Annotated in this window: 15 protein-coding genes; 8 read left to right on the top strand and 7 right to left on the bottom strand. The window is 44.3% G+C overall.

The genetic code is table 11. The features are described 5' to 3' along the window. Position 1 precedes the first annotated feature (1 nt). The 4 genes from IQ274_RS34715 to IQ274_RS34730 all read left to right on the top strand — a co-directional run bounded on the left by IQ274_RS34715 (position 2) and on the right by IQ274_RS34730 (position 1,621). Positions 2 to 343, top strand: a complete 342-nt coding sequence (locus IQ274_RS34715) for a DUF6717 family protein (RefSeq protein ID WP_322745442.1) — start codon at positions 2 to 4, stop codon at positions 341 to 343. A 60-nt stretch (positions 344 to 403) separates the two neighbouring features. Continuing rightward, on the top strand, positions 404 to 562 hold the full coding sequence (locus IQ274_RS34720; RefSeq protein ID WP_194145039.1) for a hypothetical protein: 159 nt from the start codon (positions 404 to 406) through the stop codon (positions 560 to 562). 80 nt (positions 563 to 642) lie between these two features. Next, positions 643 to 918 carry a cupin domain-containing protein gene (locus IQ274_RS34725; RefSeq protein WP_322745443.1) on the top strand — a complete coding sequence of 92 codons (276 nt, stop codon included), beginning with the start codon at positions 643 to 645 and terminating at the stop codon, positions 916 to 918. 16 nt (positions 919 to 934) lie between these two features. Next, complete coding sequence (locus tag IQ274_RS34730) at positions 935 to 1,621, top strand: Uma2 family endonuclease (protein WP_163928153.1); 687 nt, start codon at positions 935 to 937, stop codon at positions 1,619 to 1,621. Between the two features lie 57 nt (positions 1,622 to 1,678). On the opposite strand, the gene IQ274_RS34735 is transcribed toward IQ274_RS34730, so the two are convergent. Then, complete coding sequence (locus tag IQ274_RS34735) at positions 1,679 to 3,268, bottom strand: glycoside hydrolase family 57 protein (protein WP_163928151.1); 1,590 nt, start codon at positions 3,266 to 3,268, stop codon at positions 1,679 to 1,681. Positions 3,269 to 3,616: 348 nt separating this feature from the next. On the opposite strand from IQ274_RS34735, the gene IQ274_RS34740 reads away from it, so the two are divergent. After that, positions 3,617 to 3,784, top strand: a complete 168-nt coding sequence (locus IQ274_RS34740; protein WP_163928149.1) for a hypothetical protein — start codon at positions 3,617 to 3,619, stop codon at positions 3,782 to 3,784. Between the two features lie 228 nt (positions 3,785 to 4,012). Here the strand turns inward: IQ274_RS34740 and IQ274_RS34745 are convergent, their stop codons facing one another. From IQ274_RS34745 to grpE, 6 genes are all read right to left on the bottom strand, one after another. Next, positions 4,013 to 4,192 carry a hypothetical protein gene (locus IQ274_RS34745; protein WP_194145040.1) on the bottom strand — a complete coding sequence of 60 codons (180 nt, stop codon included), beginning with the start codon at positions 4,190 to 4,192 and terminating at the stop codon, positions 4,013 to 4,015. After that, positions 4,182 to 5,282 (bottom strand): small ribosomal subunit biogenesis GTPase RsgA, encoded by a 1,101-nt coding sequence (gene rsgA / locus IQ274_RS34750; RefSeq protein ID WP_194145041.1) that lies wholly within the window; start codon positions 5,280 to 5,282, stop codon positions 4,182 to 4,184. The genes IQ274_RS34745 and rsgA overlap by 11 nt, the downstream gene beginning before the upstream one ends. Continuing rightward, positions 5,279 to 5,536 carry a sulfurtransferase TusA family protein gene (locus IQ274_RS34755; RefSeq protein WP_194145042.1) on the bottom strand — a complete coding sequence of 86 codons (258 nt, stop codon included), beginning with the start codon at positions 5,534 to 5,536 and terminating at the stop codon, positions 5,279 to 5,281. Before IQ274_RS34755 ends, rsgA begins: the two co-directional genes overlap by 4 nt. After that, positions 5,536 to 6,663, bottom strand: a complete 1,128-nt coding sequence (gene dnaJ / locus IQ274_RS34760) for a molecular chaperone DnaJ (protein WP_114080201.1) — start codon at positions 6,661 to 6,663, stop codon at positions 5,536 to 5,538. Before dnaJ ends, IQ274_RS34755 begins: the two co-directional genes overlap by 1 nt. Positions 6,664 to 7,356: 693 nt before the next feature. After that, positions 7,357 to 9,315 (bottom strand): molecular chaperone DnaK, encoded by a 1,959-nt coding sequence (dnaK, locus tag IQ274_RS34765; protein WP_163928139.1) that lies wholly within the window; start codon positions 9,313 to 9,315, stop codon positions 7,357 to 7,359. Between the two features lie 226 nt (positions 9,316 to 9,541). Continuing rightward, positions 9,542 to 10,291, bottom strand: a complete 750-nt coding sequence (gene grpE, locus IQ274_RS34770; protein WP_163928137.1) for a nucleotide exchange factor GrpE — start codon at positions 10,289 to 10,291, stop codon at positions 9,542 to 9,544. 458 nt (positions 10,292 to 10,749) lie between these two features. Between grpE and IQ274_RS34775 the strand changes: the two genes are divergently transcribed. The 3 genes from IQ274_RS34775 to IQ274_RS34785 all read left to right on the top strand — a co-directional run bounded on the left by IQ274_RS34775 (position 10,750) and on the right by IQ274_RS34785 (position 15,336). After that, positions 10,750 to 12,756, top strand: coding sequence for a GspE/PulE family protein (locus IQ274_RS34775; RefSeq protein ID WP_163928135.1), 2,007 nt, complete (start codon positions 10,750 to 10,752; stop codon positions 12,754 to 12,756). Positions 12,757 to 12,870: 114 nt separating this feature from the next. Then, positions 12,871 to 13,998: a type IV pilus twitching motility protein PilT gene (locus IQ274_RS34780; protein ID WP_194145043.1), complete on the top strand. Its 1,128-nt coding sequence runs from the start codon at positions 12,871 to 12,873 to the stop codon at positions 13,996 to 13,998. Positions 13,999 to 14,112: 114 nt separating this feature from the next. Continuing rightward, on the top strand, positions 14,113 to 15,336 hold the full coding sequence (locus tag IQ274_RS34785) for a type II secretion system F family protein (protein WP_194145044.1): 1,224 nt from the start codon (positions 14,113 to 14,115) through the stop codon (positions 15,334 to 15,336). The last annotated feature ends 8 nt before the right edge of the window (positions 15,337 to 15,344 follow it).

Genomic DNA, 15,344 nt, shown 5'->3' on the forward strand with positions numbered 1-15,344 from the left:
AATCATGGTTATTCATCCCTATAAGTTCGGCGAGATGTGGGTGTTTGACGATGGAAATGTAGGTCTAGTTAGAGAACCTTTCGTGGCAGGGGCAGACGAAATTATCGAAAGAATGGTGGCACAGATTCCAAATGCAGAGTCAGGGTTCAGTTTGGTATTTTCAGCATCTCCCTTTCCTGGCTATCAGATCAAGTTTGACTGGCGGCGTGAAGAATATGGAGGTAACTGGTATTACAGTGCAGATTTAGATCGGGAAGGATGGCTTTGCCCTGCTCTATTTAAGTATTTCGATGAGGCTCCCAAAGAGTTTTACGCTCAGTTCAAAGCAAAAATAAACCAATAATGTTGATGAAGATGAGGGTATTATGATGAGCCTTTTCCTTAACTTTTGATGAAAGATGCTATGCAGAACCCTTCTGAGCTAATTCCTTATACTCAAGACATGAGCGATGAAATGGATAATTTACTAGATGATGTAGTTATAGACGAATGGCTGCATTTACTTGTAATAGATGGCAGACTTTTTGATACCCAAAACTTGAAACGCACAGCAAATGATTAACAAACAAACAAACTGCCGAGCATTATCTGTGGAGTAATAACTGTCATGGCTGGCATCTTGTTAAGCAACCAGAGTTGAGCGTGATTCAAGAACTTATGCCGCCAGGAGCCTCAAAATTCAGACACTATCACCAGCGCTCACACCAGTTTTTCTTTATCTTATCTGGAAAGGCAACCTTAGAAATCGATGGTTCCCATCAAGTACTTTCTCAACATGAAGGTGTAGAAATTCCGCCTAATGTTCCTCATCAGATGCTCAATGAAAGCGACTGTAATTTGGAATTTTTGATGATTTCACAGCCCCCAAATCATGGCGATAGGATTTTGAGCGATATTATTGAATCTAGCCCTAGTTAAGTTGAGGTATCTGACCATGACAGCCTCAGTAGAGTATATCCCCGTTACCCCGATTGAGTACCCAGATGAGGATGGTAGGCCGATGGCTGAAGGTGATTTACAGCGCAAGTGTCTCGTATACGCTACCACTGTGCTGGAAATTTATTTTCAAAATCATCCAGATGTATACGTCGCTGGTAATCTATTTATTTACTACGAAAAAGGTTATCCAGAATCAGTCGTAGCCCCAGATGTATTTGTAGTCTTTGGAGTGGAAAACCGTGACAGACGCTCTTACAAAACCTGGGAAGAAAATAATCAAACCCCAGATTTTGTTCTAGAGATTACCTCAAAAACCACCCGCAGCAAAGACCAAGGTGCAAAGAAAGGAATTTACGCCTTTCTGGGAGTACGTGAATATTTCCAATATGACCCCACAGGCGATTATCTCAATCCCCAACTTCAGGGTTTACAGTTGGTCGATGGAAATTATTTCCCAGTGGCAGCCAATATCCTGCCAGATGGTACAGTATCTGTACCCAGTGAAGTTTTGGGGCTAGAGTTACGCCTGGAAGCAGGAAAACTACGTTTTTACAATCCAGCTACAGGTCAAACACTGCTAACTCATGAAGAAGAAGCAACTGCACGACAAGCCGCAGAAGAAAAAGCGCAAAGATTAGCTGCTAAACTCCGAGAATTAAATATTGATCCAGATAGCTTTTAGCTAATAATATAGGGTGAGTAATGCCCACCCTACTGCTGTTGATTATTTTTTGTGAGACTATAGCGGACGATAGACGCGATAGTTGATTTCGGGGAAGATATTATCCATTAACTCGACTTTTTCCAACCAACCACTGTCAACTTTGCCAACTTTCACATCTTCGTAGAGCTTATTGAAGCGCATCAGGTGCGATCGCGTCCGTCTAATTGCATAGGGTACCATTGTTCCTGTCCGCATAATAAATGCCCAGTCAGAAGATTGTGCTAATAGCAGTTCCCGCGCCGCTTGGTTAAGCGCTTTCCACTGCAATTCATCCTCTGGTTCCAAATGCGAGATTTCAATCATCCTTTCAGCAGCTTTGTGCAAATGCGGATAAATCCATGCATTGGTTTCGTTCAACCAATATTCGTGGAAACCCTTGAAACCCCAACTCGACTGTGAAGGACGACAGACTTGCTGAGTTGGCTGATCTCGCAAATAGTCTGCTAAATGGGTCATTTGATATGTTTTTTGGTCATACCACGATTTGCGGAATAGGTAATCGATGAACCAGGGGCCTTCATACCACCAATGCCCAAATAACTCTGCGTCATAAGGCGAAACGATAATTGGCGGACGCTGCATTATACCATAGAGATGCTCAGATTGCCGCTCTCGGTTATACATAAAGTTATCAGCGTGTTCTGCTGCCTTTTCCCTAGCCCAATACGGATCGTAGAGTGCCTTATCTGATAGCCCTAAGCCACGCCCTGTAATTTTGTGATACTTAATGCCCGTGTTTTTCCGTTGACCATTGGGCATGATGTAGGGCTTGATGTACTCATATTCTGCTTCCCAGCCCAAATCTTTGTAAAATTCTCGATATTCCGCCGCTCCAGGATAGCCCACTTCAGAAGACCATACCTGTTGGGAAGATTCATGATCTCGACCAAAAACAGCAACACCAGTTTCTGTATAAATTGGCGCATAAGTCCCAAAGCGCGGACGGGGGCGGGCGTAAAGAATGCCATGCCCATCTGTGAGGAAGTAGCGTAACCCCGCATCGGCTAGCATCCGGTCTAAACCTTCATAGTAGGCACATTCCGGCAACCAAATTCCTCTGGGTGCTTGTCCAAAGTTTTGCTCGTAATGCTCGCAAGCTACCTGGATTTGCGCCCACACCGCCTCTGGATACATTTTCATCAAGGGCAAATAGCCGTGAGTAGCGCCACAGGTGATGATTTCCAGGTTGTTACTGTCTTGGAATTTCTTAAAAGCTGTTACCAAGTCACCGTTGTAGCGTTCCCATAGCTGACGCGCTTCGCTAAACTCAGTAGCGTAATGTTCGGCTAAATAACGAAGATGCCCGTTGTTTACATTATGTTCTGCTTCTAGTGCTATAAGTTCTTCTAGTTGGGCTAAGTGTGCTTCATAGCGTTCTTGAAGCAGAGGATCGCGAAGCATTGACACGAGAGGAGGTGTCATGCTCATCGTGATTTTAAAGTCGATACCGTCTCGCTTTAAGCCTTCAAATACTTTCAATAATGGAATGTAGGTTTCTGTGATGGCTTCATAGAGCCATTCTTCCTCCAGCACGTAGTCACTTTCCGGGTGACGAACGAAGGGCAGATGTGCGTGGAGTACAAGCGCGACGTAGCCGATAGACATAGTGATTTTGGGGTGATACTTGTAAGTTGAAGGTCGAGAGGTTTGGCTGAAATTAACAATATTTTAAGACTTTATGGGGATCGTAAGAATAGTTTTCAATTGAGTTAAAGATAGTGTGTGTACGTACACAACAATGTTATGCCGTTATGCACCCACTGCGTGTTGTTGTTAACTAGTTGTAAAACCTGCCTATTTGCTTATTGTATAAGCCTGTACTGAAAATATTTACTCAGGTTTACTAACAGAGGCAGTTTTTACTGATCGCTTTTGGTGTCTCCTTCTGGGAGAGTTTACTTCAAGAGCATCAGTGACAGTTTAGAATCACGAACAATTTGTCAATAAGTAATAGTGCTTAAAGATATCGTAGACAAACCTCTCCTACCACTTCGTAGAAGCAAGCTACACGTTAGCGTCTCTGTTCGCGCAGCGTCTCCGACAGGAGAAGGAGAAGAGAAGGCTTTACGCTACGCGATCGCAAATCATAAATCCAAATCTGATGAGATAATCTTGCAATAATAATTTTTATATATTTGCTATTGCTGAATTCTAGAGCTTTTGCATAGCAGGCGATTACGCCTACGCACGATTATTTTCTAATCACAAATACAAGACCCATTTTTTTCTAATAGGATAGCTTGTATTGATTGCCTCATGAGGCTTCTGGCAATCGCCCTCCCGGAAAGTGACAAAAGAGGGATACTGCGGGTAAGTGCTAACCCAAAGTTTGCCAGTCAGCCTTTAAACTCACAAACCTGTGATTCCCGCAACCCAGAAACCCGAACAATTACATATTGGATCAAGACTTGCAGCCAGATGAGTGTTGCACTGATCGCCCAAAAAGCCGACAAAGTAAAGTCTTCCTTTATATAGAAGTGCGTAGGCTAGGCACATCCCGTCGTAGACATCGCACTCCTTATTCTTCATCGCGATATAATTCCTGCAAGTCCTGTAACTGAGTCTTGCGGGAAATTCGGCGATATTTTTTACTTTCTAGCTTGGGTTCGTATTGACTCTGCCCTTTGCCTTTGCTTTTTAACTTCATGGTGGATTCTGGATCGGCTTGTTGGTGCAGCTGAGTTTGATGAGCGATCGCACCATCCAAAAATTCTAAATAATGTTCATATCGTTCCCAGTCTCCCCGCACCACACACTCAGGCTCGTCTCGATGCAGACAATCACTAAACCGACAGCTAGCAACTGCTAACCGTTTTCTTGCTTCTGGGAAATAATGGATTAATTCTTCTGGTATACAATCCATATCCGGCTGATTAAAGCCGGGAGTGTCAGCAAGCATTCCACCGCTAGGCAACTCAAATAATTCTGTATGGCGAGTAGTATGACGACCACGAGCTAGTTTGCCAGAAACTTCTCCTACTCGCAACTTTGCCGAGTCAATTAGCGTATTAATCAAGCTGGATTTACCAACTCCGGAAGGCCCAGCAATGACAGTAATTTTATCGCTTAAATATCTGCCTGCTTGGTCAGTATTTATACCATCTTTGACACTAATAAATATTGGTTGATAGCCCCAACCAAGTAGGCGCTCGCTAACTTGCTGCTGTTCCTGTGGTGAAATTAAATCACTTTTATTCAAACATAAAAGCACATCCAAGCCAGTAGACTCAGCCTTAATCAGAAACCGACTCAGTTGATAAGGTTCCAAAGGTGGATCGGCAACGGCAAATACCAATAAAATTTGGTTGACATTGGCGATCGCTGGACGATCTAATTCGCTGTGACGGGGTAAGACATCAGCGATCGCTCCTCGTCCTCCAGCCCAATCTGGCTCTTCAACCACAACGCGATCGCCTACCATCACCTGTTGTCCGATTTTTTTCAGCCGTGTTCGGCGAGTACAGAGGAGGAGAGGGGGATAAGGAAGATGAGAATCTTGATCCCCCATCTCCCTCATCTCCCCCTGCTCTTGATCCAGCTGTACTCGGTAAAAATTAGCCTGTACAGCAAGCACCGTACCCAATAACTGTCCAGTTTCAGCAAAATTTTCCCCTGTCATTGGCCAGCAACTGGACGACGCACTAACAGAGAAAAATAATTAGTACAGTCTGTAATTTGTTCCACCACATAACCTGCCATTATCAGGCTATCGGGAACCTGCTCAATTGGCTCACCTGGGTCTAGCCAGACTTCTAGCAAACCTCCCAATTGCATTTTTTCCAGACGTAGTTTTGTCCGGACAAAATTAATTGGGCAAGGAGTGCCACGTAAATCAAGTTGAGCATCGGGAGTTAACAGAGAAGAGGGCATCATTACTTAAATAAATTTCCCAAAAATCCTCCTAGACCGCCTTCACCAGTACGATCTCCCTTAATTTTAGCCAGCTTCTCCAAAAGTTCCCTCTCCTCTGGGGTTACTTTGTTGGGAATATCAATTAATACGTTCAGCATGTGATCCCCACGACTGACAGGATTACCCAAGCGAGGTACGCCGCGATTTTCTAACTTCATTACCGTATTTGGCTGAGTTCCAGCTGGAATAATCAGTTCTACAGGGCCATCTACCGTATCTACCTCTAACCGACAACCTAAAATCGCTTGTAGGTAGCTAACTTTGATTTCCGAAAGAATATTAATCCCATCCCGTTGGAATTCTTCGTCCTCATTTACGAACAAGTAAACGTATAAATCCCCAGGAGGACCACCACGTTGACCGGCATCTCCTTCACTAGAAATCCGCAAGCGAGTGCCATTATCCACCCCAGCTGGAATGGTAATTTTGAGTTTCTTGGTGACTTGATTTGCGCCCTTCCCATCACAGGCATCACACTTGTCTTCGATTACCATCCCTGTCCCATTACAGGTGGGACAAGTCGAGACTTGGGTGAAACTGCCAAAGGGTGTTCTAGTGACACGGCGGACTTGACCCGATCCGCTACAAGTCGAACAAGTCCGGGGGCGGGTTCCAGGTTTAGCACCAGAACCGCTACAGACTTCACAATTTTCTAAATGTGAAATACGAATTTCTTTTTCGCCACCAAATACCGCTTCCCGAAAGTCTAACTTCAGGTCTAGCCGCAGATCATCGCCCCTCGCAGGCCCACTGCGCCGTCTTTGTTGCGTGGGACTACCCATACCGCCAGCAAAGCCACTAAAAATGCTTTCAAAAATATCGGCAAAACCACCCATATCGCCGACATCTTGGAAGCCAGCGCCAGCACCTGACACACCCTCTGGCCCAAAGCGATCGTAACGAGCGCGGGTTTCTGGTTCCGAGAGTACCTCATAAGCGCGGTTAATTTCTTTAAAGCGATCCTCCGCCCCCGGCTCTTTGTTCACATCTGGGTGATACTTCCGGGCTAAACGGCGATAAGCTTGCTTGAGTTCTTCTTTGTCGGTGTCACGAGAGACACCCAGGATTTCATAATAGTCGCGGGCCATATAGCAAAGGTAAAAGTTAGAAGGAAGAAAGCAGAAGTCAGCAGAACGTCACTCACGGTCACTTGCTACTTTACGGTAAGGCATTTTGCTTTACAGAGTATGTAAGAGCAACACACTATCCTTTAAAGGGCGATTTGCCGGAGGTTAGGCAGAAGGTAAAATTAATTTTTGTTAATAACTGATTTTAACCTTTACCTTTTACAAAAATCACCGACAAATCTTGAGCAACAGGTGCTTTCCTCGTGGGAGACGACAAAAGCTATAGAAGTTATGATCAGGGAAAGCCGCTGCTCAGACTTCATCACTGCCGAGTCGGTTGTCTCTTTTACAATTGTGCTACGTAGGAGAGGAAAACCCCGCCCATTAACCAGAGGTGCTAGCCGCACCATTCGGTGTGGAAAACCACCCTTATGCTTTGGATCGCATCTGAATCGGGATACTGCCTGGCAGTAATTTGCCTCTACAATCTAGCAAACCCCAGGGGTCTTGTGAAACTTCGCTAAACCTACAATCAATATTAGATATATTAAAATGTCTTAATAAAAATCTGCAACTTAGGATATTGGGAATTGGGAATTGGGAAGAGGGGACAAGGATAATTGGGGACAAGGAGAAAGAAAGATTTGTTGTAAGTTCTCACTCAAGTCACCTTGTCCCCTTTTTACCCATTACCCATTACCCATTACCCAATCCCTAATCTATCGCCTCATAATCAACCTGTGCGGTACTTTCTTCGTCAAAATCAAAGTTGAATTGTGGTATTAGTGTACCGTTCATTGGTGAGTCTACTTCTGGGGTAAAGAGACTAGCTGAAGCCTCCTCAATCTCATCTGTTTGGCTGTTAGCTCGGTTATAGACATCAGCACCAATTGCAAACAGTGTTTGTTGGAAGTCGTCTAAGCGCTGCTTAAACTCCACAGTCGAGATACCGGAGTCAATCATTGCAGCTTGGAGTTGTAAAGCTTTTTCACTAGCCAAAGTCTTCATCTGCTCGCCGATAAAGTTGCTATTATCCTTAATCGTAGATTCGTAACTGAACAACAGATTATCTGCTTGGTTTTTGAGTTCAACCAGTTCTTTACGTCTTCTATCTTCTTCAGAAAATAGTTCGGCCTCTTGGCGCATCCGTTCAACTTCGTTAGTACTCAAGCCACCTGTATTGGTAATCCTGATACTCTGTTCTCTACCTGTGCCTTTGTCTTGGGCAGAAACCTTCAGGATGCCGTTGACATCAATTTCAAAAGATACTTCAATTTGTGGCACACCACGGGGCGATGGGGGAATTCCTGCTAGCAGAAACTTGCCAAGACTCTTGTTATCCCGTGACATTGCCCGTTCACCTTGGAGAATATGAATTTCTACCGAGGTTTGCCCATCAACTGCTGTGGAAAAAATTTGTGACTTACTAGTAGGAATTGTGGTGTTGCGTTCAATAATTTTGGTGAATACTTCACCCAAGGTTTCAATTCCCAGAGACAGGGGGGTAACATCCAACAATAAAAGATTATCGACTTCCCCACCCAAGACCCCTGCTTGGATAGCTGCTCCCAATGCTACCGCTTCGTCAGGGTTGATAGAGCGATCGGGAGCTTTGCCATTGAAAAACTTAATTAGCGCGTTTTGGACTGCGGGAATTCGGGTAGAACCACCTACTAAAATAATCCGATCTATGGCTGATGGTTTGAGATCCGCATCTTTGAGTGCTTGGATCATCGGTTCGATGGTGGCTTCAATTAATTGTCCTGCAAGCTCTTCAAATTTAGAGCGGCTGAGTTCCATTTCCAGATGCTTTGGACCAGTTTCATCAGATGTGATAAACGGCAGGTTAATGGAGGTATTAACCATGCTGGAGAGTTCAATTTTCGCCTTTTCTGCTGCTTCCCGTAGGCGTTGCAGTGCCATCTTATCTTGGGAAAGATTGATTTTTTCGTCTTGCTGAAAGCGTTCCATCAGCCAAAGCACGATCGCATTATCAAAGTCGTCTCCACCTAAGTGGTTGTTACCACAAGTCGCCTTAACTTCAAAAACGCCATCCCCAAGTTGCAGGATCGATACGTCAAAAGTACCGCCTCCTAAGTCGAATACTAAAATTAGCTGCTCTTGGTCTTGCTTTTCCAATCCGAAAGCTAAAGCCGCAGCTGTTGGTTCATTGATGATTCGCAGAACTTCTAATCCTGCAATTGTGCCTGCATCTTTAGTAGCTTGTCTTTGAGCATCTGTAAAATATGCAGGTACGGTGATCACTGCCTGAGTGACTTCTTCACCCAAGAAGTTTTCCGCATCCTGCTTAAGCTTTTGCAGGATCATGGCGGATAGTTCTTGTGGTGTATAATTTTTTGAGCGGATTTGGACATCAACGGTATCGTCTCGACCTTTGACACAGTTGTAGGGGACGCGATCGCGTTCTATATCAGTCTCTTCCCAACGCCGCCCGATGAATCGTTTAATACTGTAAATTGTGTTTTCGGCATTGGTTACGGCTTGACGCTTTGCCAATTGACCAACCAAGCGATCGCCACTCTTGCCAAATCCCACAATACTTGGAGTAGTTCGTCCACCTTCAGAATTGGAGATCACCAGTGGTTGACCGCCCTCCAAAACTGCGACGCAACTATTAGTAGTGCCTAAGTCGATTCCAATAACTTTTCCCATATTCGCCAGTATTTTTACTGAGTCTTCCTGCTGTAATATGTCGCGGACTAACTTTTTAGCTCCGAACTAAGGCTAGCGGATAACGTCTGTGGAACCCATTTTGCTGTTAGCAAGAGGAAGTTGAAACACAGAAAGTTATCCAAAGCCTTGTCCAAGTTTTAGGTACGCGATGCTCGTCCTTGCTAGAACCCAGGCACTTTTGGTCAGCGAGACGAGCGACTACAGCTTAACTGAAGGCTTGACTCGACTGATCTTCCTCCGTAGAAGGTGTATCTTCCTTTGGAGCAGCTACTTTGACCATTGCATGGCGTAGCACACGTTCGCCCAAGTAATATCCGCGCACTAACTCTTCTAACACTGTTCCTTCAGGATGTTCATCCGTAGGTTCCCGCATTACTGCTTCGTGCAGGTTAGGATCAAATTCTTGACCTTCAGGACGCATTGGTGACACACCCAACCGCTTCAGGCTATCTACTAATTGTTTGTAAACGCCTTGGTAGCTTTTGTGCATGGTCATTTCGCCATCAGATTGAGGTTTGAGGTGCGATCGCGCCCGCTCAAAATTATCAACCACTGGCAGCAATTCTAGAATCGTGTTCCGCTTCATCTGCGTCTCTAGCTCTTCTTTTTCTTTGCTAGTGCGTTTCCGATAATTCTCAAAATCAGCAGCAATCCGCATATATTGAGTACTACGCTCTTCTAGCTGCGTTTTGAGAGACTCAATTTGTTGAGTGAGTTCTGCCAAAGCTGCCGTTTCCACTCCAGTGTTCTCGGTTGCAGCAACACCAGTTTCTGGATTGAAAGTAGCTGCATCTCCCGATACATTAGTTTGGGCTGACACTTGCTCTGTCACCTCGCTATCAGATTCATTGAAATTAATTTGGGCTGGGAAGTCACTCTTCATTGCTTGCTTTACCTCTGTTGGTTCACCCAATTGCTGGCTAGTATTGTTTATCTGTTTATTTTCATCCATCATTGTCCACTCATTCCAGATGCTTGCTATTTATGGCAGTGTATCTCCATTGTTTGCAACCGTCGTCATCCACGACTTGCAACTGAGGCTGATTTTTTTGCCGACAAGTTTCTGGAAGTGATATAACCATTTTCTTATTGTGACAAATGGTGAACACGTTCGCGTAGGCACTATTAAGGCGGGAACCCGAACGAGTAGTCTACCTCTAGGAGTAAGTAATTTGGAAGAGTGGCAGAAAGCAGTATCTTTAATTTTGTTAGCGCAGCATTAGTTAGCGCGCATACTCTATAAGAGTTGCAAGCTACGCTTTTAGCGTCTCGTAGAAAGCGTCATTTTGAACTCCGAGCGTACTCCTTTGGTAAAGCAAGCGACTTAACTCAGGACTTTTTTGGGAAATGAGAATTCTATCTCACAGGCTGGGAATACTTTAAGCAGAGGTTCCCCTACTCATTCGCTCATTTATGACTTACTCGTCACCACAACGGCGCAGTACCGCTCTAACTACCAGAACAGAGTTTTCGCCCTTTGGCAACAAGCTAGTGCAATCTGGCTATGTCAATACCGAACAGATGAGGCAGGCATTAATTGAAAGCCGCAAATCTGGCCGACCCTTAACGGAAGTACTAGAGTCAATTACTGGGCAACAACTATCACCTGAGTTGCTCAGGCAATACAAAAAACAGCAGCTATTTGAACTTAAAATACTATACGGTGTTGAATTCCTCGATCCGGAAGTCAACTCCATTGGCAACACGATGATGGGGAACCTGATTGAAACCCTCATCCCAGTGGATATCTGCCGTCGCCATCGTTTAGTACCACTATCGAAACACGAAGACCAAACCCCGCCCTCAGTTTTAGTGGCGATGGTCGCTCCAGATAATCTAGAAGCTTCCGATGACCTGAACCGCATCTTGCGTCCCCAAGGGCTAGCATTACAGCGTATGGTGATCACACAGGAAGACTACCAGCAGCTAATCAACCAATATCTGGATGAAATGGCTGTTCGGCAAAAACACCTGGAACAAGAAAAGTTTACAGATATTAATCAGGATTTAGAAAACCTCGGAAATCTTGATCTTGCAGATGCTCCTGAAGAAATGGAGGCTGATTTAGGAGCAGCGATGAAGGGTGCAGAGGATGCCCCAGTCATTAACCTAGTCAACAGAATTCTGGCTAAAGCTTTGCATGAGGGCGTTTCTGACATTCACATCGAACCACAAGAAGAAAACTTACGCATTCGCTTTCGGAAGGATGGGGTACTGAAGGAAGCTTTCGATCCCCTACCGAAAAAAATTATCCCGGCGGTGACAGCCCGATTTAAAATCATCTCAAATCTAGACATTGCTGAACGCCGTATGCCCCAAGATGGACGTATCCGGCGGATGTTTGAGGGACGTAAGGTTGACTTCCGGGTGAATACCTTGCCCAGCCGCTACGGGGAAAAGGTGGTACTGCGGATTTTGGATAACTCCTCCACCCAACTGGGATTAGATAAGTTAATTACCGATCCAGAGACTTTACATATTGTTCAGGATATGGTTAGCCGTCCCTTTGGGCTAATTTTGGTAACTGGGCCAACTGGTTCCGGGAAAACAACCTCGTTGTATTCTGCACTCTCAGAAAAGAATGATCCCGGAATTAATATCAGTACTGTGGAAGACCCAATTGAGTACAGTCTTCCAGGGATTACTCAAGTACAGGTAATTCGGGAAAAGGGGCTGGATTTTGCTACTGCTCTGCGGGCTTTCTTGCGGCAAGATCCAGACGTGCTACTGGTGGGTGAAACGCGGGATAAGGAAACGGCAAAAACAGCAATTGAGGCTGCCTTGACCGGTCACTTGGTATTAACTACTTTACATACCAATGATGCCCCAGGAGCGATCGCTCGTTTGGGAGAAATGGGAATTGAGCCTTTCATGGTTTCTAGTTCGCTAATTGGCGTTCTAGCTCAACGTTTGGTGCGGCGTGTATGTTCTGAATGTCGTATTCCCTACACTCCTACAACCGAGGAACTGGCTCGTTATGGTCTATCAGCTTCTTCTGATGTCGGAGTCACCTTCTATAAGGCTAACACCTTGACATTAGATGGGATCGCTGAAGCCAAAACCAAAAATCAGCTTTGCTCAAAATGTAATGGTGTCGGCTACAAAGGGCGTTGTGGTGTTTATGAAGTCATGCGAGTCACCGAAAACTTGCAAACTCTCATCAACGAAGATGCACCCACAGAACGCATCAAGGAGGTGGCAATAGAAGAGGGTATGAAAACCTTGCTGGCTTATAGTTTGGACTTAGTGCGCGAGGGTTCCACCACTCTAGAAGAAGTAGAACGAGTGACATTTACTGATACTGGTTTGGAAGCAGAGTTAAAAGCCAAACGCAAGACTGGCCTTACCTGCCGCAGTTGTGATGCCACATTGAAACAAGAATGGCTGGATTGTCCTTACTGTATGACATCTCGATTTTGAGACTAGTCATTAGTCATTGGTTATTAGTCATTAGTTGATGCTTCGTAACTTTAAACAAATGACAAAAGACAAATGACAAAGGACAAACAATAAACATTAAAAGGAAGCAGAACTATGGAAATGATGATTGAAGACTTGATGGAACAGTTGATTGAACTGGGTGGCTCGGATATGCATTTATCCGCAGGTTTGCCTCCCTACTTCCGCATCAGTGGCAAACTCACTCCCATCGGTGAGCATGTATTGACAGCCGATCAATGTCAAAGGCTGATTTTTAGTATGCTCAACAACACCCAGCGTAAAACCTTAGAGCAGACCTGGGAATTAGATTGTTCTTATGGTGTTAAGGGTTTGGCTCGCTTTCGGGTGAATGTTTATAAAGAACGTGGTGCTTATGCCGCTTGTTTACGGGCATTAAGTTCTAAGATTCCTAACTTTGAAAAATTAGGTCTGCCAGATATAGTGCGGGAAATGTGCGATAAGCCCAGAGGACTTATTCTAGTGACAGGCCCTACAGGTTCCGGCAAGACAACTACCCTAGCGGCAATGATTGACTTGATCAACCGCACCAAGGCAGAGCATATTTTAACGGTGGAAGACCCAATTGAATTTGTCTACGAACCAATTAAAAGCTTGGTTCACCAACGACAACTGGGTGAAGATACTAAGAGCTTTGCTAACGCTTTGAAAGCAGCTTTGCGGGAAGATCCAGATATTATTCTGGTGGGAGAAATGCGCGATTTGGAAACGATTTCTTTGGCGATTTCCGCAGCAGAAACAGGACACTTGGTATTTGGTACTCTCCACACCAGTTCCGCCGCCCAAACTGTTGATCGGATTATTGACGTTTTCCCTCATGAAAGACAAACGCAGGTGCGGGTGCAGTTATCTAACTCATTAGTAGGAGTATTTAGCCAGACTTTGGTATCCAAGAAAAACCCTAAACCTGGTGAATATGGTCGGGTGATGGCTCAAGAAATTCTGATAGTCACTCCCGCTATTTCTAACCTGATTCGAGAAGGCAAAACATCTCAAATTTACTCAGCTATTCAAACTGGTGGCAAATTGGGGATGCAAACTCTGGAGAAGGTTTTAGCCGATTTTTATAAATCAGGAACGATTTCCTTTGAAGCTGCGATGTCTAAAACTTCTAAGCCAGATGAAATCCAACGTCTCATCGGGAATTCTACACCGCAAGCAGGCGCAGGTGCAAAACCTGGTACAGCGGCCAAAGCCCATTAAAGGAATTAGGGAGATGAAGGAGATAACGGGAAAAGGGAACAAAGAGTAATAACTCCTAACTCCTAACTCCCCACTCCCCATGCCCAACGAATAACAACTATTTTGAATTTATTTATGCCAAACTTTGTTGCCCGTGTTCGGGATTCGCAAGGAAAATCTCGAACAGAAAAAATTGTTGCCGAATCCTTAGTACAAGCCCGTACTAATCTGAGAGATCAAGGTTTTGTAATCCAAGAACTCAAGCAATCTCAAGGATTTCAACCAGATATTGCCTTCAAAAAATTCCAGAATTCCTTAGTTAAGGTTTCTGTGAAAGACAAAGCAGTTTTTTCCCGTCAATTTGCCGTTTTGATGAATGCGGGAGTTGCGATCGTTAGAAGTTTAGGGGTACTTTCTGAACAGTGTAGTAATACTAAACTCAAACAAGCCCTAGTTGAGATTAGCACTGATGTTCAAAGTGGAATGAACCTTTCAGAGGCAATGCGGAAGCATCCTGACTGCTTTGATGGGTTATATGTGAGTATGATTCAAGCTGGTGAAGTGGGTGGTGTTCTAGATGAAGTATTGAATCGTTTAGCTAAGTTGTTAGAAGATGTTGCTCGTCTACAAAACCAAATTAAATCAGCATTATCTTACCCAAGTGTTGTGGGTTTTATAGCAGTTGCAATCTTTCTCGGTATGACCATTTTTCTTATTCCCATTTTTGCAAAGATTTTTACAGAAATCGGAATCTCATTACCACCTCTAACGCAATTTTTGATGGATGCTAGTAAATTTTTGAGAAGTCCGGGTGCTTTCGTACTTCTAGGCATTCTTATAGGAGCGAAAATTGCTTTTACACAATACGGTAAAACTCCTGTTGGCCGCATCACAATCGATCGTCTTTCCCTCAAAATGCCATTATTTGGTGACTTAATTCAAAAATCTTCAGTTGCCCGTTTTAGCCGGACTTTTGGTTCTTTGACTCGTTCAGGCGTACCAATTTTAACTTGCTTGGAAATTGTCAGAGATACATCAGGAAACCAAGTGATTGCCAATGCCATAGACGCAGCTCGGATGGAGATTCAACAGGGAGGTATGATTAGTCTTGCTTTACAAAAAGATGCCGTTTTTCCGGCTATGGCAATTCAGATGATTAGTATTGGAGAAGAAACTGGAGAACTAGATGCAATGTTGATGAAAGTTGCTGATTTCTATGAAGATGAAGTTGAGCAAGCAGTAAAAGCAATGACTAGTATTTTGGAACCAGTGATGATTGTAGTTTTAGGTGGGATGGTTGGAACTATTTTGCTAGCAATGTATTTGCCTATGTTCGCGGTCTTTGAAAAGCTGGGATAAGGGATTAA

The organism is Nostoc sp. LEGE 12447 (genome assembly GCF_015206985.1).
Lineage (GTDB): Bacteria > Cyanobacteriota > Cyanobacteriia > Cyanobacteriales > Nostocaceae > Nostoc.